We start from the raw sequence: 20770 nt of genomic DNA, 5'->3' as shown, positions 1-20770 counted from the left end.
CGGGCGATGGCCGGTGATATGCTGAAATTCGTGGGTGTAACGCAGGCCTATCCGGCCAAGCGCGACGCTCAACAGCGCGCGGAGGACTTTCGCGAGATCGCCGACCGTTATCGCGTTCCCGCTGCCGAGGAACAGTCGGCGCGCTGCTCGCAGTGCGGCGTGCCTTATTGTTCGGTGCATTGTCCGCTGCACAATCACATCCCCGATTGGCTGCGGCTGACGGCCGAGGGTCGGTTGCGCGAGGCCTATGAGCTCAGCAACGCGACCTCGACCATGCCGGAGATTTGCGGCCGCATCTGCCCGCAGGACCGGTTGTGCGAAGGCAATTGCGTGATCGAGTTCTCCGGCCATGGCGCGGTGACGATTGGCTCGGTCGAGAAATTTATCACCGACACCGCCTGGGAAAATGGCTGGGTCGAACCGATCGTGCCGGGGCCGGCGCGCGGCCAGTCAGTCGGCATCATTGGTGCGGGACCGGCCGGGCTGACCGCGGCCGAGCTGCTGCGTGTCGCTGGGTATGAAGTCCATATCTATGACCGACACGACCGCGCGGGCGGATTGCTGACCTATGGCATCCCCGGGTTCAAGCTTGAAAAGCCGGTGGTGATGCGTCGCGTCGATCGCCTGAAAGCGGGCGGCATCGTGTTTCACGAAGGGTTCGAGGTCGGGCGCGAAGCCGGACTCGAGGAATTGCGGACCAAGCACGACGCCATCCTGGTCGCGACCGGCGTGTACAAGGCGCGCGGTCTTGCCGCCCCGGGGGTCGAGGCGAACGGCGTGGTCGAGGCACTCGACTATCTGACCGCGTCGAACCGCAAGAGCTTCGGCGACGCCGTGCCCGATTTCGACAGCGGTGCGCTCAATGCGGCTGGCAAGAATGTGATCGTGGTCGGCGGCGGCGACACCGCGATGGATTGCGTGCGGACCGCAGTGCGCCAGGGCGCGGCCTCGGTCGCCTGCCTCTATCGCCGCGACCGCGCCAACATGCCCGGCTCGCGGCGCGAGGTCGGCAATGCCGAGGAGGAAGGCGTCGAATTCGTCTGGCTATCGGCGCCCGAGGCATTCGGCGGTAGCGATACGGTCGACAGCGTATCGATCGCGCGGATGCGGCTCGGCGCGCCCGACGCCAGCGGTCGCCGCGCGCCGGAACCCGATGGTGGCGAGAGCGAAGTTCGTCGGGCCGATCTGGTGATCAAGGCGCTTGGCTTCGACGCTGAGGATCTGCCGCGATTGTTTAACGCGCCCGAGCTCGGGGTGACGCGCTGGGGGACGTTGCTGGTCGACAATGCCACGCTGATGACCAGCCTGGATGGCGTGTTTGCCGCCGGCGACATCGTTCGCGGCGCGAGCCTGGTGGTGTGGGCGGTGCGCGACGGGCGCGATGTCGCGGCGCATATGGACAAATATTTGCGCGCGAAGAGGGCGATCGAAAGGAAGGCGGCATGACGGGGTGCGCGGACGCGCGGGGGAAACTGCCATGATTAGGGCACCCCTTTTCACCATCGCGACAATGTTCCTCGCCGCACCGGCGTCTGCGCAAAGCGTGCCGTCGGCAGCATCTTCGCCTGTAGCTGGCCCGGCCGACCTCGGACCGGTCGACCCCGCGCGGCTGGCGGCTGCGCGACAGGTTATCGACCAGGTCTGGCCGCTGGGGACCTACGAGCGCATCATGCGGGCGGTCATGGACCAGATGGTGAACGGGACGATGGCCAGCATGTACGACATGCCTGCAGACACGTTCGCCAAGGGATTGAAGGCGGACGGCCCCGATAAATCGACAGGCAAGACGTTTCGCCAAGTCTTGGCTGAGGACGATCCCTTTTTCGAGGAGCGTATGCGCCGGTCGATGAACGTCATGATGGGTGAAATGACCGCCCTGATGAACGAGGTCGAGCCCGACGTGCGAGTCGCGTTTGCGAATGCCTATGCACGGCGATTTACCGTCGCCCAGCTCAATGACCTCCACACCTTCTTTCAGACTCCGACCGGCCAGATATACGCGCGCGAATCGATGACGCTGATGATGGGTCCGGACATGATGAAGGCGATGCAGGCTTTCGCACCGAAGATGATCGAGCGGATGCCGACGATCATGGCCAAGGTCGAGGCGGCGACCAAGGATCTGCCGCCCCCAAAGAGAAAGACAGCGCAATGACCGATCAACGCGCCCGCCTCGCTGCCGAGGGGATGTACCGTCCCGAATTCGAATCCGATGCCTGTGGCGTCGGCCTTGTCGCCGCGACCGACGGCCAGCCGTCGCGCCGGGTCGTGCAGTCGGCGATCGATGCGCTGAAGGCGGTATGGCACCGCGGCGCGGTCGATGCCGATGGCAAGACCGGCGATGGCGCCGGCCTCCATGTCGACTTGCCGCACAAATTCTTCGACGAGGCGATCCAGGCGTCGGGGCACAAGGTCGCCGACAACCAGCTCGCGGTCGGCATGATCTTCCTGCCGCGCACCGATCTTGGCGCACAGGAATCGTGCCGCACGATCGTCGAAAGCGTGATCATCGAGGCGGGCTATTCGATCTATGGCTGGCGGCAGGTGCCGGTCGACGTGTCGGTAATCGGCCGCAAGGCGCAGGAAACGCGGCCCGAAATCGAGCAGATCATGATCGCCGGCCCCTTGCCGGGCACGCAATCGGCCGAGGAGTTCGAGAAGGATCTGTATCTCGTTCGCCGCCGCATCGAAAAGCGCGTCATCGCCGCGCAGATCAACGGCTTCTACATCTGTTCGCTGAGCTGCCGCTCGATCGTCTATAAGGGGCTGTTCCTGGCCGAGAGCCTGTCGGTCTTCTACCCCGACCTCAAGGACCCGCGGTTTGAGAGCCGCGTCGCGATCTTCCATCAGCGTTATTCGACCAACACCTTCCCGCAATGGTGGCTGGCGCAGCCGTTCCGCTGCCTCGCGCACAATGGCGAGATCAACACGATCCGCGGCAACAAGAACTGGATGCTCAGCCACGAGATCAAGATGGCGGCGAACGCGTTCGGCGAAGCGTCGGAAGACATCAAGCCGGTGATCCCGGCGGGGGCGTCGGACACCGCGGCGCTTGACGCGGTGTTCGAGGCGATCTGCCGCTCTGGCCGCGACGCGCCCACCGCCAAGCTGATGCTGGTGCCCGAGGCATGGGGACCGAAGGGCGAGATGCCGAAGAAGCATCTCGACATGTTCAAATATCTCGGCTCGGTGATGGAGCCGTGGGACGGCCCCGCCGCGCTGGCGATGACCGACGGCCGCTGGGCGGTCGCCGGCATGGACCGCAATGCGCTCCGGCCGTTGCGCTATACCCAGACTTCCGACGGGCTGCTGATCGTCGGGTCGGAAGCGGGCATGGTCGTCGTGCCCGAAACGATGATCGTCGAAAAGGGCCGGCTCGGACCGGGCCAGATGATTGCGGTCGATCTCGAGCAAGGGCGCCTGCTCCACGACCGCGAGGTCAAGGATCGCATCGCCGACGAGCACGATTACGCCACGATGATCGGCGAGTTCCTGACCGTCGATGAACTTCCGGCGCCCAAGGGCGAAACGGTCACCCGTTTCGACCGCGCCGAGCTGCTGCGGCGCCAGGTCGCTGCCGGCCAGACGTTGGAAGACATGGAGTTGATCCTGTCGCCGATGGTCGAGACCGCCAAGGAAGCGATCGGATCGATGGGCGACGATACGCCGCTTGCGGTCATCTCGGACAAGCCGCGACTGATCAGCCAGTTCTTCCGCCAGAATTTCTCGCAGGTCACCAACCCGCCGATCGACAGTCTGCGCGAGCGCCACGTAATGTCGCTCAAGACGCGCTTCGGCAATTTGGCCAATATCCTCGACACCGGCGTGCGGCAGGACCGCGTGCTGGTGCTCGAAAGTCCGGTGCTGACCGGCGCCGACTGGGCCAAGCTCAAGGCACATTTCGGCAGCCAGACCGCCGAGATCGATTGCACCTTCGCCGCGGGCGGCGGGCCCGATGCGCTGCGCACCGCAATCCAGCGCATCCGCAACCAGGCTGAACAAGCCGTGCGCGAGGGCAAGAGCGAGATCTTCCTGTCCGACCGCGCGATCGGCCCGGACAAGGTCGCGATCGCCGGCGTGCTGGCGGCGGCGGCGGTGCACACGCACCTCGTCCGCCGGGGCCTGCGCTCTTATTGCTCGGTCAATATCGAGACCGCCGAATGCCTTGACACGCATTATTATGCGGTGCTGATCGGGGTCGGCGCGACTACGGTCTATGCCTATCTGTCCGAAGCGGCGATCGCCGATCGTCATGCGCGTGGACTGTTCGGCGACCTCAGCCTCGACAAGTGCCTCGGCAATCATCGCAAGGCAGTCGAGGAAGGCCTGCTCAAGATCATGTCCAAGATGGGGATCGCGGTGATCTCCAGCTATCGCGGCGGCTATAATTTCGAAGCCGTCGGTCTGTCGCGCAGCCTGGTCGCCGATTTGTTCCCGGGCATGCCGGCGAAGATTTCGGGCGAGGGCTATGCCTCGCTCCACCTCAATGCCGAACTGCGTCATCAGCAGGCGTTCGATACGGGCGTGGCGACCTTGCCGATCGGCGGCTTCTACCGGCAGCGCTATGGCGGCGAGACGCATGCTTATTCGGCGCAGCTGATGCATCTGCTGCAAACCGCGGTCGGAACCGACAGCTATTCGACCTATCAGAAATTCTCGCGCGGGGTAGCCGATTTGCCGCCGGTCTATCTGCGCGACCTGCTCCAGTTCAATTTCCCCGACGAAGGGATCGCGATCGACCAGGTCGAGCCGATCACCGAGATCCGCAAGCGCTTCGTCACCCCGGGCATGAGCCTGGGCGCGCTGTCGCCCGAAGCGCATGAGACGCTGGCCATCGCGATGAACCGGATCGGCGCCAAGGCGGTGTCGGGCGAGGGCGGCGAGGACAAGCTACGCTACCAGCCCTACGAAAACGGCGACAACGCCAATTCGGGCGTCAAGCAGATCGCCTCGGGCCGGTTCGGCGTGACGGCGGAATATCTCAATGCTTGCGACGAGATCGAGATCAAGGTCGCGCAGGGCGCCAAGCCCGGCGAGGGCGGCCAGCTGCCCGGCTTCAAGGTCACCGAATTCATCGCCAAATTGCGCCACGCCACGCCCGGCGTGACCCTGATCAGCCCGCCGCCGCATCACGACATCTATTCGATCGAGGATCTGGCGCAGCTGATCTACGATCTGAAGCAGATCAATCCGCGCGCCCGGGTCTGCGTGAAGCTGGTCAGCTCGGCGGGAATCGGCACCGTGGCAGCCGGCGTCGCCAAGGCGCATGCCGACGTCATCCTGGTGTCGGGCCATGTCGGCGGCACCGGCGCGTCGCCCCAGACCAGCATCAAATATGCCGGCACGCCGTGGGAAATGGGGTTGTCCGAAGTCAACCAGACGCTGACGCTCAACGGCTTGCGCGGCCGGGTGAAGCTGCGCACCGATGGCGGGCTCAAGACCGGACGCGACATCGTCATCGCCGCGATCCTGGGGGCCGAGGAATTCGGCATCGGCACGCTCAGCCTGGTCGCGATGGGCTGCATCATGGTGCGGCAATGCCATTCCAACACCTGCCCGGTCGGCGTCTGCACCCAGGATGCCAAGCTGCGCGACAAGTTCACCGGAAGCCCGGAAAAGGTCATCAACCTGATGACCTTCATCGCCGAGGAAGTGCGCGACATCCTGGCGCGGCTCGGCGTGCGCAGCCTCGACGAGATCATCGGCCGCACCGAATTGCTGCGTCAGGTCAGCCGCGGCGCCGAACATCTCGACGATCTCGACCTCAACCCGATCCTGGCCAAGGTCGATGCCGATGAGGACCAGCGCCGTTTCAGCCTGCAGACCTGGCGCAACGAAGTGCCCGACAGCCTCGACGCGCAGATGATCAAGGATGCGGCGCATGTCTTCTCGCGCGGCGAGAAGATGCAGCTGACCTATTCGGTGCGCAACACGCACCGCGCGGTCGGGACGCGTCTCTCCAGCGAGATCACGCGTACCTTCGGGATGGACAAACTCGCCGACGGCCATGTTACCGTGCGGTTGCGCGGCTCGGCCGGGCAGAGTCTCGGCGCGTTCCTGTGCAAGGGCATCACGTTGGAAGTGTTCGGTGACGCCAACGACTATGTCGGCAAGGGGCTGTCGGGCGGCACGATCGTTGTTCGCCCGGTCGTCTCTTCGCCGCTGGCGAGCCAGGAAAACACCATCATCGGCAACACCGTGCTCTATGGCGCGACCAGCGGGCGGTTGTTCGCGGCGGGGCAGGCCGGCGAGCGGTTCGCGGTGCGCAATTCGGGAGCGAGTGTCGTCGTCGAGGGCTGCGGCGCCAATGGCTGCGAATATATGACCGGCGGCATCGCGGTCGTGCTCGGCGCGGTCGGGGCCAATTTCGGCGCCGGCATGACCGGCGGGATGGCGTTCGTCTACGACGCCGGCGCCAGCTTCGAGCGGCGCGCCAATGGCGACTCGATCGTTTGGCAGCGGCTGGCTTCGGCGCATTGGGAAGCGGTGCTCAAGAACCTGGTCCGCGCGCATGCCGCGGCGACCGACAGCAATTGGTCGCAAGGGATTCTCGACGATTGGGATCGCGCGCGCACCAAGTTCTGGCAAGTTATCCCGAAGGAGATGCTCGAGCGATTACCGCACGCGCTCGACGACAGCGAGGAACTCCAGGCCGCAGAGTAGCGTTGAAGGGGCGATCGGTGCTATAAGGCGACTCACCGGTCGTTTCTCGGGTGATGTGTCATGCGTAACTATATGCTGCTTCCCGTCCTCGCTTTCGCCGCGACTCCGGCGATCGCGCAAGATCGCGATGCCCCGCCGCCGCAGATGGACGCGCGCGCGGCGGCCAATGCGCTCAACAACCCGATGGTGCAGAATGGCGTCGTCGGACTGATCGACGCGCTGACCGATGCAGTGATGCAGACGCGAGTCGGCCCAATGGCCGCGATCGCGCCCGATTCGAGCATCCGTCCCAGCGACACGCTCGACAGCATGGCGGCGCGCCGCAATCCCGATTACCGCAACGAGATTCACCGTAACGCCAAGCAGACGGTGGTCGCGGCCGGCCGGACCGCAGGCGCCGCGGTGGCGGTGTCGGACGAGCTCAAGGCGACGACCGAGCGCATTCGCCGGGTGCTGGGGACGACCAACCCTAACTGACCCACTCGGAAAACCGAATATGGTGACCTGATGGCGTTGCTGTCGGGCTTGTCGAACGATGGGTATCGGCTACCCTTCTCCAACATAAGGAGAGGGATCGATGAGGCTCAGCCAGCCGCGAGTGGCGCCGCTCGCCGATAGCGAACTCGACGACGAACAACGCGAGGTGCTGGCACCGTTCGGTGGACGCGTGCTCAATATCTTCCGCACGATGGCGCGCGCGCCCAAGGCGCTGAAGCGGTTCAACCTGTGGGGCGGGTATATCCTGTCCGACCGCAATTCGCTGGCGCCGCGCGAGCGCGAATTGCTGATCCTGCGCTCCGGCTGGCTGTGCCGCTCGGGCTATGAATGGGTGCAGCACACGCGGATCGGGCTGCAATCGGGGCTCAGCCAGGAAGAGATCGACCGTATCAAGCTCGGCCCCGACGCCCCGGGCTGGAGCGCGGCCGATGCCGCCCTGATGCGCGTCGCCGACGATCTGGTGCGCGATTTCTTCGTCAGCGACGCGACCTGGGCGGGCCTGAGCGATTTGAGTGAGCGCCAGCGGATGGATGCGGTCTTCACCGTCGGCCAATACACCCAGGTGTCGATGTTCCTGAACAGCTTCGGGGTGCAACTCGACGACGGGCAAATGCTCGACGCGGACTTCCCGCGATGACCGGGCGCGTCGCCGGCAGGGTCGCGCTGGTGATGGGCGCGGGGATTGGTCAAGCCTGATTGGTATGGATTGAATTCCACCCCGGGGAAGGCTGGGGGCCAGTATGGGGATGGCGCCGCTGGGAGCGGATCGCGGCTGGGCCCCAGCCTTCGCCGGGGTGGTCTAAATACGATTCTGCCGGATAGAGATTTTACGCCGTCGCGGTCCGCTTCCATAGCATGAAGTAGGACGGCGTGCGCGGTGGCGGCGCGCCGTTGAACACCAGCAACAGCTGCGTGAGCAGCACCAGCGCAATCGTCGCCATGCCGTCGTCCGGACCGATCAGGACGAGCGCCACGGGCATCGCCGTGGCCGCAAGCAATGCCAGAACGACGATGATGCGATACAATCCGGGCAGTCCGAACGCGTAGGGTCGAACCGCCGCGGGCCGCTCGGCGACTTCGGCGAGCAGGTCGAGTGCCTCATTCAGGGACCCCAGGGCGACGCGTATCTGGATACCCTGCAGCGCGGTCAGGATCGGACCCTGTGCCGAAACATGCCGGCGCCCGAGTGCAAACGCCGGGATGCCGTAGAAGTCGAACATCGACAGCATCACCGCGGCTTCGGGTTGGCTCCAGGTGATTGCGACGGTCTCGAAGCGATCGTCGAACGAATAGTCTGCCAAGCCATCTTCCCCCGCCCGTCGCCAGCTTATAACAGCGGTAGGATGTGGCAACTCCTTCAATTCCCGCTCTGCCCCTTCTCGCGCAAGGTCCGGCTGCTCCTCGGGGAGAAGGGGGTCGGCTATACATTGGTGCGCGAGAATCCGTGGGAGCGGCGCGACGAGTTCATCGACATGAACCCGGCGGGACAGACGCCGGTGATCACCGACGCCCAGCGGGACATCCGGCTGATCGATTCGCTGGTCATCTGCGAATATTTCGAGGAGACGGTTGATAAGGCGCAGATGATCAACGGCACCGCGATCCAGCGCGCCGAGATCCGCCGCCTGGCGACTTGGTTCGACACCTTCTTCTTCCGCGACGTGACCGAGCGACTGCTGGGCGAGCGCATGCTCAAGCGCGTCGTCACCAAGGCGAGCCCCGACGCGCGCGTGCTGCGCGAGGCGATGAAGTCGGCGGTCGAATATCTCGATTACACCGACTACCTACTCGATCGGCATAATTGGATGGGCGGCGCGACGCTCAGCCTCGCCGATCTGGCGGCCGCGGCGCAGATCTCGGTCGCCGACTATCTCGGCGGGATCGACTGGAAGAATCACGAACAGACCGCGCGCTGGTATGGTGGCATGAAGAGCCGCCCGAGCTTCCGCCCGCTGTTGAGCGAGCGGATGGAAGGCATTCCCGCCTCGCCGCATTATCATGATGTGAATTTCTGATGCACGTCACCCACGACAGCGCCGCGCCGGCGGCCGAGACGATCGCCTTCGACGATTTCCTCAAGGTCGACATCCGCGTCGGCACGATCGTCGCCGCCGAGCCCTTCCCCGAGGCGCGCAAGCCGGCGTTCAAGCTGACGATCGATTTCGGCGATCCGATCGGCACCAAACGCTCGTCGGCGCAGATCACCGAACATTATGCGCTGGAGGATCTGATCGGCCGCCAGGTCGCCGCCGTGGTCAATTTTCCGCCGCGCCAGATCGGGCCGATGAGGTCGGAGGTGCTGACGCTGGGGTTTCCGGATTCGGGCGGCAAGGTGGTGCTGATCGGGCCGAGCGAGCCGGTGCCCAACGGCGGGCGGTTGTTTTAGCCATTAAATCCTCTCCCCTTGTGGGAGAGGATAGCGAAGCTTGCGAGCTTGCTCGCTAGCGTAGCTTGGTGAGGGGAAGCGGAGCGCGGTCGCGTCGCGACCGCTTCCCCTCTCCCAACTACGACTAGGGTCCTGACGGACCCAAGTCTCCGTATCCCTCTCCCACAAGGGGGGAGGGTTTATTTGGCACTACCCCTCCAAACTCTTCGACGCCTGCTCGAACAGATCCTTCGACAGGCCCGGCGTTGCCAGGATCCGCTCCAGCTCCGCCTTCATCAGTGCCGCGCGAGTCTCGTCGAACCGGCGCCAGCGACCCAGCGGCGGCAGCAGCTTGGCGGCGGTCTGCGGATTGAGCCGGTCGAGCGCGATCAGATTGTCCGCCAGGAAGCGATAGCCCGCGCCGCCCGCGGCGTGGAACGCGCGCTGGTTGACGCTGAACGCGCCGACCAGCGAGCGCGCGCGGTTGGGATTGGCCAGCGTGAAGTCGGGATGCCGCGCCAGTTCCTCGACCGTCGCCGGGGTGTCGTCGCGCGACGACAGCGCCTGGGTCTGGAACCATTTGTCGAGCACCAGCGCGTCGGTCGAATAGCGATTGTAGAAGATGTCGAGCGCGGCGATCCGCTTGTCCGACATACCGTTGGCGAGCGTGGTCAGCGCGCCCTGGCGGTCGGTCATATTGTCCGCTGTCTCGAACTGGGCGAACGCCACATCGGCGGCATCGTCGGCGCCCGAGGCGGCGATATAGCCGAGAGCGACGGTGCGCATCCGGCGATCGGCCTTGGCGGCGGGCGAATAGACGAACGGGGCGCCGGTCGAGGCATCGACATAGGCTTGGCGCCATAAGGGTGCGAGCGTCTTGCCCAGGTCGCGGCGCAGCGCCTCGCGCGCGCGAAACACCGCCTCGGGATCGACCCGCTCGAGCTGGTCGCCGATGAAGCTGTCCGACGGGAGTAACACCGCTTCCGCGACAAAGGCATGGTCGAGCGCCTCATCCTCGAGCGTGCGGCGCACCGCCTCGATCAGCGGGCCATGATCGGCGCGGCCGAGCTGCGTCGCAGTCACCAACGTATCGAGCATCAGCTGTTGCATCGCTTCGTAGCGCGCGAACGAGTCGTCGTCGTGCGCCGAGAGGAACGCAAGGTCGCGCGCCGAACGGTCGCTGTCGATGATGACCGGCGCGGAGAAGCTGCGGTTGATCGACAGCACCGGCGCTTCGCTCACGCCGTCGAACACGATCTCGCTGGTCGGCTGATCGAGCAAGTAGAGTTGCTCTTGACCCAGCGCCGCGCCAGTCGCGCTGCCGAACAGCTTGAGCTTGAGCGGCAGGACCATGGGTTCCTTGACCGACTGGCCGGGCGTGGGCGGCGTGTGTTGCGCGAGGCGCAAGGTGGCGCGGCCCGATCCCGCATCGTGATCGAGCGCGGCGGAGACACGCGGCGTTCCCGCCTGCGAATACCATAAGCGGAACTGGGTCAGGTCGATGTCGCCGCCTTCTTCCATGCAGCGGACGAAATCTTCGCAGGTCGCGGCCGTCCCGTCGAAGCGATCGAAATAGAGGTCGGTGGCGCGGCGGAAGCGATCCTTGCCCAGGATCGTCGCCATCATTCGGATCAGCTCCGCACCCTTGTTGTAGATCGTCGCGGTGTAGAAGTTGGAGATTTCGATATAGCTTTCGGGCCGTACCGGATGTGCCAGCGGGCCGTTATCCTCGGGGAACTGGCTGGCGCGCAGGCCGCGCACATCCTCGATCCTTTTGACCGCCGCCGATCCCTGGTCGGCCGAGAAGCTCTGGTCGCGAAAGACGGTGAAGCCTTCCTTCAAGCTGAGCTGGAACCAGTCACGGCAGGTCACGCGATTGCCCGACCAATTGTGGAAATATTCGTGCGCCACAACCGCGGCGATCGCGTCGTAATCGTAATCGGTCGCGGTGTCGGGATCGGCCAGGATGTAGCGGCTGTTGAAGATGTTCAGCCCCTTATTTTCCATCGCGCCGAAGTTGAAATCGTCGACCGCGACGATGTTGAACACATCGAGATCATATTCACGGCCATAGACTTTCTCGTCCCACGCCATCGCCAGTTGCAGCGCGTCGAGCGCATGCTTGGTCTTGGCCAGATCGCGTTCGCGCACCCAGATGCCGAGCTCGACCCTGCGCCCCGACATGGTGGTGAAGGTCGCGCGATTGGCGGCAAGGTTGCCCGCGACCATAGCGAACAGATAGCTTGGCTTGGGAAAAGGGTCGCGCCATTCGGCCCAGTGGCGGGTCGGTTTCCCTTCTTCTGGGTCGAGATCGCCCGAGGCGATCGGATCGCCATTGGCGAGCAGGATCGGGAAGCGCTTCTTGTCCGCCGTCATCCTGACCGAATAGCGCGCGAGCACATCGGGCCGGTCGGGAAAGAAGGTGATGCGGCGAAACCCTTCCGCCTCGCATTGCGTGCACAGATTGCCGCCCGACGCGTAGAGCCCCATCAGCTGGGTATTGCGGTCGGGATGGATCTCGACCTCGGTCTCGACCCGGTGCTTGCCGGCGGGAAGGTCGATGACCAGGTCCGACCCGTCCATCCGCCAGTCATTGTGCGGATTGCCGTCGACGCTGACCGACAGCGGCACCTGCCCGTCGCCATCGAGCCGGAGCGGGCGATCGTGATCGCCGCTGCGCGTCACATCGAGCGCCGCCTTGACCCGCGTCGTCGCCGGATCGAGCTCGAAATCGAGCGCGATGTCCGGGACCAGCCAATCGGGCGCGCTGTAATCCTCGCGGCGCGTCACGACTGGGTTGGCAAGGGCGGATTGGGCGTCGATCATTCTGTTCTCGTTCGTTCTCGTTGGCCTGGCTTTATCGTAAACATCACGCAGCGTTGCCAAGTTTCATCGGTCTGCTACGCGCCGCGACAGGGACAGCCAAGAGGAAAGCCATGTTGAGACTGATCGGCGCGGTCGCATTGACGCTCGCCGCCGGGACTGCGCTGGCGCAGACCGGGAAGGTTCCGGGCATCCCGACTCCGAAAAAGGAGAGCGCCAGGTCGATCAACGAGCGGGTCAATGCGCCGCTTCCCGCCGACCAAGCGGCGATGAAAGCCCATGTCATGTTCCTGGCGTCCGACGCGATGCGCGGGCGGGAAGCGGGTAGCGCCGAATTCGACATCGCCGCGCAATATGTCGCGGCGCAATTCTACGCCGCCGGGCTGCGCCCTGGGGGCGATGATGGCGGCTATCTTCAGAAGGTGCCGCTGATCGGCGTCAAGCTGGCCGACAAGGGCAATTTCGTCTGGACGCCGTCCGGCGGGAAACCACAGACGCTCGTGTTCGGCGAGGATTTCGTGCCCTCGGCCAATGCCGCCAAGGCGGAGACCAGCGTCAACGCGTCGATCGTCTTCGTCGGCTACGGCATCGTCGCGCCCGATTACAAACGCGACGATTATCGCGGCGTCGATGTGAAGGGAAAGATCGTCGCTTTTGTCAGCGGCGCGCCGACCAAATATGACGGCGAAGAAAGAGCCTTCTTCTCGAGTGCGGCGACCAAGGCGCGGATCGCCGCCGACCATGGCGCGATCGGCGCGGTCCAGATCGAAAGCCCGCGCGGCGGGCGCGGCAATTTCCCGATCGCGGCGCTGGCGCGGTCCTGGGACCGCGAACGGGTGACCTGGTCCAACGGCAAGAGCACCGGCGGCGCCGAGGGCGTGCCGGTGCTGGGGACCTTGTCTACGGGCGCCGCTGCGAAGATGTTCGCCGGCGCCAGGATCGGCTGGGATCAGATACGCAAGGCAGCGGACAGTGACGATGCAGCGTTCAAGCCGGTCGCGCTCAACGGTACCTTGTCGGTCGCGATCAAGACCGAGACGCGACCGATGCCGTCGTCGAACGTGATCGGCGTCCTGCCCGGAAGCGACCCCAAGTTGCAGGATGAAGTCGTCATCCTGTCGGCGCACCTTGACCATATCGGCGTCGGTGCCCCCGACAAGACCGGCGACACGATCAACAATGGCGCCGAGGATAACGCCATCGGCATCGCCAGCCTGATCGAAGAGGCGAAGCGGTTCGTCGCGTCGGGCAAGCCGCCGCGGCGAACGATCCTGTTCCTGGCGGTGACCGCCGAGGAAAAGGGCCTGATCGGCTCGGACTATTTCGCCAACAACCCGACCGTGCCGCTCAAGTCGATCGTCGCCGACGTCAATCTCGACATGCCGCTGATCACCTATCCGTTCGAGGACATGGTGGTGTTCGGGGCGCAGCGCTCGACGCTGGGGCCGATCGTCGAGCGCGCGGCGGGATCGGTCGGCGTGTCGATGTCGCCCGACCCGATGCCGGAGCAGGGCATCTTCGTGCGCTCCGACCATTTCCGTTTCGTCCAGAAAGGCATTCCCTCGGTCTTCCTGTGGCCGGGTGAGAAGGGCGCGGGCAAGGCGGCCTGGGACGACTTCATGGCCAATCATTACCATCAGCCGTCGGACGACCTGTCGCAGCCGCTCGATTGGGCGCAAGGGGTGCGGTTCGTGACGGTCAATTACACGATCGCGCGCGAAATCGCCGATAACGACGAGCGGCCGCGCTGGAACAAGGGCGATTATTTCGGGACGTATTTCGGCGGTTATGGCGCGAAATAACCTTCTGATCTTTGGCTTGGGCTATGCGGCGAGCGTCGTCGCCGCCCGGCTCCAAGGCTGGGAGGTCGTCGCGACCGGGAGCGCGGGCAATCTCGATTTCGACGATCGCGACGGCGTGATCGCGGCGATCGATCGCGCGACGCATATCCTGTCCTCGGTGCCGCCCGACGCGGTCGATCCCGTCCTCGCACGCTACGGCGCGGCGCTGGCGGATGGCGGCAAGTGGCTCGGCTATCTCTCCTCGACCGGCGTCTATGGCGACGCCGGAGGGGCCTGGGTCGACGAAAGCGCGCCGATCCTTGGGCGGCGGCAGGCCCGCAACCGCGCGGATGCCGATTGGCTGTCGCTCGGCGCGCGGGTGTTCCGCCTGCCGGGCATTTACGGTCCGGGCCGTTCGCCGCTCGATCGCGTGCGGAGCGGACGGGCACACCGGACCGGAATCGCCGGGCAAGTGTTCAGCCGCATCCATGTCGACGATCTCGCCGCCGGCGTGATCGCCGGGTTCGACGCGCCGCCTGGTGCCTATAATCTGTCCGATGACATGCCCATGAGCCAGGATGCGGTGATCGAGTTCGCCGCGAATTTGCTCGGCATCGATCCGCCGCCGATCGTCGCGCTCGATGCGCTGACGCCCGAAGCGCGCGCCTTCCACGCCGAGAACCGGCGGGTGTCGAACCTGAAGGCGAAACGCGTGCTGGGCTGGCGGCCGGTCTATGCCGACTATCGGTTGGGCCTGCGCGCTCTGGTTTAGCGATTGGGCCTTCTGGCCCTGAGGGCGACGACCAGCCCGAATGCGGCCAGCGCGGCGCCGCCGATCGCCAGCCCCGACCAGCGATAGCCTTCGAACAGGGTCGACAGCATCATCGCGATGACCGGCACGATCACGCTCGAATAGGCCGCCTTGGCCGGGCCGATCGTGCGGATCACCCCGAAATAGAGCGGGAAAGCGAGCGCCGAGGCGAAGATGCCGAGATAGAGCGTGCCGACCCAATAGATGGCGCGATGCTCGATCACCGGCGCGCCGGTGGTGGCATAGGCAAATATCGCATCAATCGCCGCGCCCGCGAGCATCGCGACCGCGACAGTGGTGCCCATCGGGTAGCGTGCTGCGGTCGGCGTCGCCTGCATGACGTTGGCGGTCGACGCACACAGGATCGCGCACAAAGTGAAGCCGATCCCGGCGAGCACCTGGCCCGGTCCATGCGGATCGACTCGCGCTTCGCGCACGAACAGCAGGATGACGCCCGCCATCGCGATCGCCGATCCCATCATCAGCTGGCGGCCGAGCTTCTGACCGAGAAAGACGCGGCCGAACAGCGCATTGGGGATCAGCAGCATCGCGAACACCACCGACACCAGGCCCGAGGTGACGTGCTGTTCGGCGCGATAGACGAAATTGAAATTACCGGAGAATTGGAGCAGCCCGAGCAAAGCCGCGAAGCCATAACCGCGCGCGCCCAGCCGCCAGCTCTCGTGCTTCCACAGCGCCCAGCCGGCCATGCAGATGCCGGCGACCAGAAAGCGATAGGTTACCGACCAGCTCGGCGGCACCACGCCCAATTGATCGCGGATCACCAGCCAGGTCGATCCCCAGATCAGAGTGACGATGCCGAACGGTACCAGCACGCTGAGCGTGGTGGAGCGGGGCTTGGCTTGGGGCGGCTGGAGCACGATTCCGCTCTACCGTGGTGTGTGGGCGTAACAACCCGGCTTCTGCTTGTCGGATGAAAAGGTGAGTCTATGGACGACCGCCTTTTTTTAGGCCCTCTCCCGCTTGCGGGAGAGGGTTTGGGTGAGGGTCTTCTTTCTTCTTCCAAGCGAGAGCACTCAAAAAGAGCACTCAAAAGAAGAAAGAAGACCCTCACCCTCCCGCTTCGCGGGCCCCTCCCTCTCCCGCAAGCGGGAGAGGGAATTACGGCAAAGCCGCGATCGCGTCCGCCAGCGGGCGGATCGCGTCCTCGGCCTGGTCCCAGCAGGTGACCAGTCGCACTTCGCCGGGCGCCCAGTCGTAGAAGTCGAAGCCCAGAGCACGCAAACTCGCCGCTTCCGCCGGTGTCGCGCGCAGGAACACCTCGTTCGCTTCGACCGGATAGACCAGTCGGTCACCCGCCGCGCGCGCCAGCAGCGCAGCGCCGGCATTGGCGGCAAGCGCATTCTTCAGCCACACGTCATTGTCGAGCATCGCCAGGATCTGCGCCGCCAGGTAGCGCCCTTTCGACGCGAGCAACCCCGCGCGCTTGCGGCGATAATGGGTCGCCGTGGCCAGCTCGGGCTTGAAGAACACCAATGCATCGGCGGTCATCCCGCCATTCTTGATGAACCCGAAGCTCAGCGCATCAACCCCGGCGCGCCAGGTCAAATCGGCGAGATCGGCGCCCGAATGCACCACGGCATTGGCGAAGCGCGCGCCGTCCATATGGAAGCCGAGCCCGCGCGCCTTGGCGAGGTTACCCAGTGCGGCGACTTCATCGGGCGTGTAGCTGAGGCCGTATTCGGTCGCGTTGGTGATCGATAGCGCATGCGCCTGGACCTGGTGGACGTCGTTGCGGATGCCGGCGAGCACCCCCTTGACCGCGTCCGGCGTCACCTTGGCGCCCGGCCCCTCGGCCAGCAGCAATTTGGCGCCGTGGAGGTAGAAGCCCGGCGCTCCCGCCTCGTCATTGTTGATATGCGCCTCACGGTGACAGATGACCGCGCCGTGCGGCTGGCAGAGCGCCGCCAGCGCGAGGCAATTGGCCGAGGTGCCCGAGGGTGTCCACAACACCTCCACCTGCGTTCCGAACAGGTCGGAGAAGCGCCCGTTGAGCTGCTTCGACCAGCGGTCGCCGTCATAAGCGGTGTCGAGGACATTAGCGGCAGAGATCGCGTCGATCACCGCGGGGCAGGCCGGGGCGGCGTTGTCGGAGAAGAAGCGCATAGTGGCTCCATCTTTCATGCGGGGGCGAGAGGGAAGAGGGAAATATCCTCCTAGCCCTCTCCCGCTGGCGGGAGAGGGTTGGGTGAGGGTCTTCTTTCTTCTTCTTTCTCATCGCGTCGATCGAAGAAGAAAGAAGACCCTCACCCTCCCACCGCTGCGCGGCGGGCCCCTCCCTCTCCCGCACGCGGGAGAGGGGAAACAAGAGGTCGAGCTAGAGCTTAATGCTCGCCATCATCCTCATTGGGCGGCCGCGGCGGGCGGTCGCCGGGGTCGGGGGCGGGCGACAGGCGCAGGGTGCCATCGCGCTTGACCTGGAGGTTGACGCCGAGCCCCGAGATATTGCCCTCGACCGGAAGCGGGCCGGTGCCGGGGTCGATCGTCGTGCCGTCCTCGTCGCCATCGGTCGCATTGTCGTCGACCGTGGCCGGGACGGCCGGCGGTGGCGGCGGGGCGATGCCCAGCGCGTTCTGCATGAAGTCCTTCCATACCCGCGCCGGAATGCCGCCGCCCGACAGGCCGGCATTGGGGGTATTGTCGTCATTGCCGACCCACACGCCGACCACAAGGTCCTTGGCGAAGCCGACGAACAAGGCGTCGCGATTGTCCTGCGTCGTCCCGGTCTTGCCATAGGTCGGGACCGACAAAGCCGCCTGCCGTCCGGTGCCCCCGTCGGTCGAGGACGACAGCAGGTCGAGCATTTCGTCGCGGATATTGCCGCCGAGCGAGCGCGGGCCGCCGACGATGTTCGAATACCAGGCCTTGCCCTCGGTCGCCTCGATGCCGCGCGCGCTGACCGGATAGCCGTCGCCGGCGATCGCCGCGAACGCACTGGTCAGTTCGAGTAGCGACCCGGTCGAGGTGCCGAGCGCGATCGACGCGTCGTGAGCGATCGGAGTCGAGATGCCGAGGTCGCGCGCCGCCTTGATGACGTTGTCGATTCCGACCTTCTGGATCAGCCGCGCCGCGGCGACATTGCTCGATTTCTGAAAGGCTCGGCGCAGCGTGATCTGGCCTTCGTAGCGGCCGTCGCTGTTCTTGGGGCTCCAACCGCCGATCGTGATGGGTTCGTCCTCGACCATATCGTCGGGAGTCATCCCCGCGCGCATCGCCGCCAGGTAAACGAACAATTTGAAGGTCGATCCGGGCTGGCGGCGCGCTTGCGTCGCGCGGTTGAACGGGCTGGTCTTGTAATCCTTGCCGCCGACCATCGCGACGACGCGGCCGTCGGGGCGCATCGCGACGATCGCGACTTGTGCCTGGCGCAGGCCCGCGCGCCTGACCGCGCGCTCGGCAGCCTTTTGCAAGCGAGGTTCAAGCGTGGTGACGACCCTGGTTTCCTGGCTGAGATCGCCTTGCGTATCGCGCGCCTCTGGCAGGACCCAGTCGGCGAAATAGGTGCCGTCGGGCAATTCCTTGACCGGCCGTACGCGGACCGAAGCCAGCCGCACATCGGCCTGATCCTTGGTCAGGACGCCGGCGGCGACCATCGCGCCGAGCACTACCTTCTCCCGATCCTGAGCGCCCCGCAGATTGCCGGTCGGCGCCAGCTTGGACGGCGCCTTGACCAGCCCCGCCAGCATCGCCGCCTGGCTGACGCTCAACTGCTCGGGTTCGACGTTGAAATAATGGAGCGAGGCGGCGCGCAGGCCATAGACGTTGTCGCCGAAATAGACGTTGGACAGATAGCGCGACAGGATCTCGTTCTTCGACAGCCACGCTTCGAGCCAGAAGGCGATCAGCGCCTCGCGCAGTTTGCGCCCGGCGGTGCGATCCGAATCGAGAAAGGCGTTCTTGGCCAGCTGTTGGGTGATCGTGCTGCCGCCTTCGCGCACGCCGCCGGCCATCACATTGTGCGCCATCGCGCGCATGATACCCCAGGGATCGACGCCCCAATGCGAATAGAAGCGGCGGTCCTCGATCGCGATGAACGCGCCTGGCACGTATTTGGGCAATTTCGACGCATCGACGGGTTTGTCGACCGTTGCGCCCCGCCGCGCGATCGGCGTGCCGTCCGCGGCGAGCAAGGTCACCGAGGGTGGGGTAGGCGGCTGCAACGACTTGGAGAGCGGCGCGGTGATCGCCAGCCAGCCGACCAGGATCACGAACAGTACCACGCACGCGGCCAGCGCGCGCACGATGATGCGGCCCCAGCGGCGCTTCTTGCGAACGACCGGCAGGTTGGTGGTGTAGCCGGGCTCAGGCTGGCCCGTACCGCCCGTCGAATCGGGTGGAGGAACCGCCGTTGCCGCCTGGCTCAGATAATCGTCGGGATAGGCCGAATGCGCGCCCCAGCGGGGGTCGGGTCGTCGGTTGCCGTCAAAGGGGTCGTCGCGCATCCACTGCTTCCACACGGCCCACGGGGCCAACAGGCGTATTACTAGAATAACACAGACCGTGCAATGCCGCTGTAGCAGATCGCGCGCAGGGAGGCTATCGCGGGACAATGCGTGGCGAAGGAGTTGGGATGCCGGACAAACCGTTGATCGTCGGAATCGGAGGAACGATCGGCGCGGTTTCGTCGACCGAACGCGCGCTCAGGATCGCGCTCGATGCGGTCGAACGCGAAGGATTCACGACCCGATTGTTCGGCGGCGAGGATATGGCGCGGCTGCCGCTCTATGACCCGCGTGCGACCTCGCGGACCTCGCAGGAACGCGAGTTCGTCGACGCGGTGCGCAAGGCCTCCGGCGTGATCATCGCCAGTCCCGGCTATCACGGCAGCCTGTCGGGCGTGGTCAAGAACGCGCTCGATTTGCTCGAGGAGACCGCCAAGGACGATCGACCTTACCTCGCCGACATGCCGGTAGGGCTGATCGCCACCGCTTATGGCTGGCAAGCGACGGGGTCGACGATCGCGGCGCTGCGCTCGATCGTCCACGCGCTACGCGGCTGGCCGACGCCGTTCGCGGCGGCGATCAATACCCAGGTCACGCAGTTCGATGGCCAGGGCGGGGCGACCGACCCGGCAGTGGTCGAGCAATTGTGCCTGATCGGGCGGCAAGTCGCCCGCTTTGCGCCGCTGGTCGAGCGGACGAGTAGTTAGGCTTCTAAGCCCCTCCAGGGGCTTGATGAGCCCTACTTCTTCAGCTTCTTCGCCATATCGAGGTGCTCCCGCACCTTGGGCAGAATCTCGCCCGCCGCTGCCTTCAGGCTCGGCGTATCGCCCTTGTCGGCATAGTTTTTCATCAGGGACAGGGCGTCTTCGTGTGCCGAAACCTGGCCGTCGATATAGGCCTTGTCGAAATCGGCGCCCTTGAGCTTGGCGAGATCGTCGAGTTTCGACTGCAGGTTGCTGGTAAGGGCCGGATCGGGCTTGATCTCGGGGGTCGCCTTGGCGGCGGCGGCCTTGATCTTGGTGGTTGATCCGGTGTGCGCCTCGATCATCGCCGCGGCGAATGTCTTGACGTCGGCCGACTCGGCATTGGTCTTGGCGAGCTTGGCCGCGGCGATCTCGAATGCGTCGCTCTTGGCCGCCTTGTCGGCGAATTCTTGTCCGCTGGGCGTGGGATTCAGCGCGTTGCCGGCGGCATCGAGCGCATTGCCGGCGACGTTGCCCGCCGCGTCGATGGCGCCACTGGTCGTATTGCCGATGTCGGACCCGATATCGGTCACCGCATTGGTGGTCGTGTCCTGCGCCTTTTGCGAGCAGGCGCCGAGGGCCGCGATGAGCGCGAGTGCGCCGAAGCTAAGTTTGGCGTTCAT

16 protein-coding genes are annotated in these 20770 nt (G+C 65.3%); 10 read left to right on the top strand and 6 right to left on the bottom strand.

The window, feature by feature from the left end:
* Positions 1 to 6 precede the first annotated feature (6 nt).
* From AC1DQQ_RS08950 to AC1DQQ_RS08930, 5 genes are all read left to right on the top strand, one after another.
* On the top strand, positions 7 to 1446 hold the full coding sequence (locus tag AC1DQQ_RS08950; RefSeq protein WP_478044917.1) for an NAD(P)-dependent oxidoreductase: 1440 nt from the start codon (positions 7 to 9) through the stop codon (positions 1444 to 1446).
* A gap of 31 nt (positions 1447 to 1477) precedes the next feature.
* The gene (locus tag AC1DQQ_RS08945) at positions 1478 to 2155 is read left to right on the top strand and encodes a DUF2059 domain-containing protein (RefSeq protein ID WP_478044915.1); all 678 of its coding nucleotides are present in this window, start codon (positions 1478 to 1480) and stop codon (positions 2153 to 2155) included.
* Positions 2152 to 6663 (top strand): glutamate synthase large subunit, encoded by a 4512-nt coding sequence (gene gltB, locus AC1DQQ_RS08940; protein ID WP_478044913.1) that lies wholly within the window; start codon positions 2152 to 2154, stop codon positions 6661 to 6663. The genes AC1DQQ_RS08945 and gltB overlap by 4 nt, the downstream gene beginning before the upstream one ends.
* Positions 6664 to 6723: 60 nt before the next feature.
* Entirely contained in the window at positions 6724 to 7140 is a 417-nt protein-coding gene (locus tag AC1DQQ_RS08935; RefSeq protein ID WP_478039461.1) for a hypothetical protein, read from the top strand.
* Between the two features lie 100 nt (positions 7141 to 7240).
* The gene (locus tag AC1DQQ_RS08930; protein ID WP_478039463.1) at positions 7241 to 7798 is read left to right on the top strand and encodes a carboxymuconolactone decarboxylase family protein; all 558 of its coding nucleotides are present in this window, start codon (positions 7241 to 7243) and stop codon (positions 7796 to 7798) included.
* 190 nt (positions 7799 to 7988) lie between these two features.
* On the opposite strand, the gene AC1DQQ_RS08925 is transcribed toward AC1DQQ_RS08930, so the two are convergent.
* Positions 7989 to 8462 (bottom strand): hypothetical protein, encoded by a 474-nt coding sequence (locus AC1DQQ_RS08925; protein ID WP_478039465.1) that lies wholly within the window; start codon positions 8460 to 8462, stop codon positions 7989 to 7991.
* A gap of 42 nt (positions 8463 to 8504) precedes the next feature.
* Here AC1DQQ_RS08925 and AC1DQQ_RS08920 point away from each other — a divergent pair, with 42 nt between their 5' ends.
* Both AC1DQQ_RS08920 and AC1DQQ_RS08915 read left to right on the top strand, forming a co-directional pair.
* Positions 8505 to 9176: a glutathione S-transferase family protein gene (locus AC1DQQ_RS08920; RefSeq protein WP_478039467.1), complete on the top strand. Its 672-nt coding sequence runs from the start codon at positions 8505 to 8507 to the stop codon at positions 9174 to 9176.
* A complete protein-coding gene (locus tag AC1DQQ_RS08915; RefSeq protein WP_478039469.1) occupies positions 9176 to 9547 on the top strand; it encodes a tRNA-binding protein in 372 nt (123 codons plus the stop codon). Before AC1DQQ_RS08920 ends, AC1DQQ_RS08915 begins: the two co-directional genes overlap by 1 nt.
* Before the next feature lie 189 nt (positions 9548 to 9736).
* Here the strand turns inward: AC1DQQ_RS08915 and pepN are convergent, their stop codons facing one another.
* Entirely contained in the window at positions 9737 to 12352 is a 2616-nt protein-coding gene (gene pepN, locus AC1DQQ_RS08910; RefSeq protein WP_478044912.1) for an aminopeptidase N, read from the bottom strand.
* Positions 12353 to 12462: 110 nt separating this feature from the next.
* Between pepN and AC1DQQ_RS08905 the strand changes: the two genes are divergently transcribed.
* Together AC1DQQ_RS08905 and AC1DQQ_RS08900 are read left to right on the top strand one after the other, a co-directional pair.
* Entirely contained in the window at positions 12463 to 14151 is a 1689-nt protein-coding gene (locus AC1DQQ_RS08905; RefSeq protein ID WP_478044910.1) for a M28 family metallopeptidase, read from the top strand.
* A complete protein-coding gene (locus tag AC1DQQ_RS08900; protein ID WP_478044909.1) occupies positions 14138 to 14902 on the top strand; it encodes a Rossmann-fold NAD(P)-binding domain-containing protein in 765 nt (254 codons plus the stop codon). The genes AC1DQQ_RS08905 and AC1DQQ_RS08900 overlap by 14 nt, the downstream gene beginning before the upstream one ends.
* On the opposite strand, the gene AC1DQQ_RS08895 is transcribed toward AC1DQQ_RS08900, so the two are convergent.
* The 3 genes from AC1DQQ_RS08895 to AC1DQQ_RS08885 form a co-directional block, all read right to left on the bottom strand.
* A complete protein-coding gene (locus AC1DQQ_RS08895; protein ID WP_478044908.1) occupies positions 14899 to 15822 on the bottom strand; it encodes a DMT family transporter in 924 nt (307 codons plus the stop codon). The two genes, AC1DQQ_RS08900 and AC1DQQ_RS08895, sit on opposite strands and share 4 nt — an antisense overlap.
* Positions 15823 to 16063: 241 nt before the next feature.
* Positions 16064 to 17068, bottom strand: a complete 1005-nt coding sequence (locus AC1DQQ_RS08890) for a threonine aldolase family protein (RefSeq protein ID WP_478044906.1) — start codon at positions 17066 to 17068, stop codon at positions 16064 to 16066.
* A gap of 218 nt (positions 17069 to 17286) precedes the next feature.
* The gene (locus AC1DQQ_RS08885) at positions 17287 to 19404 is read right to left on the bottom strand and encodes a transglycosylase domain-containing protein (RefSeq protein ID WP_478030645.1); all 2118 of its coding nucleotides are present in this window, start codon (positions 19402 to 19404) and stop codon (positions 17287 to 17289) included.
* A 128-nt stretch (positions 19405 to 19532) separates the two neighbouring features.
* Between AC1DQQ_RS08885 and AC1DQQ_RS08880 the strand changes: the two genes are divergently transcribed.
* The gene (locus tag AC1DQQ_RS08880; protein WP_478030643.1) at positions 19533 to 20111 is read left to right on the top strand and encodes an NADPH-dependent FMN reductase; all 579 of its coding nucleotides are present in this window, start codon (positions 19533 to 19535) and stop codon (positions 20109 to 20111) included.
* A gap of 32 nt (positions 20112 to 20143) precedes the next feature.
* Here the strand turns inward: AC1DQQ_RS08880 and AC1DQQ_RS08875 are convergent, their stop codons facing one another.
* On the bottom strand, positions 20144 to 20770 hold the full coding sequence (locus AC1DQQ_RS08875; RefSeq protein ID WP_478044904.1) for a DUF4142 domain-containing protein: 627 nt from the start codon (positions 20768 to 20770) through the stop codon (positions 20144 to 20146).

The sequence above is a fragment of the Sphingomonas sp. P4_G3 genome, from assembly GCF_056401105.1.
This window is presented reverse-complemented; position numbering and strand designations above follow the sequence as displayed.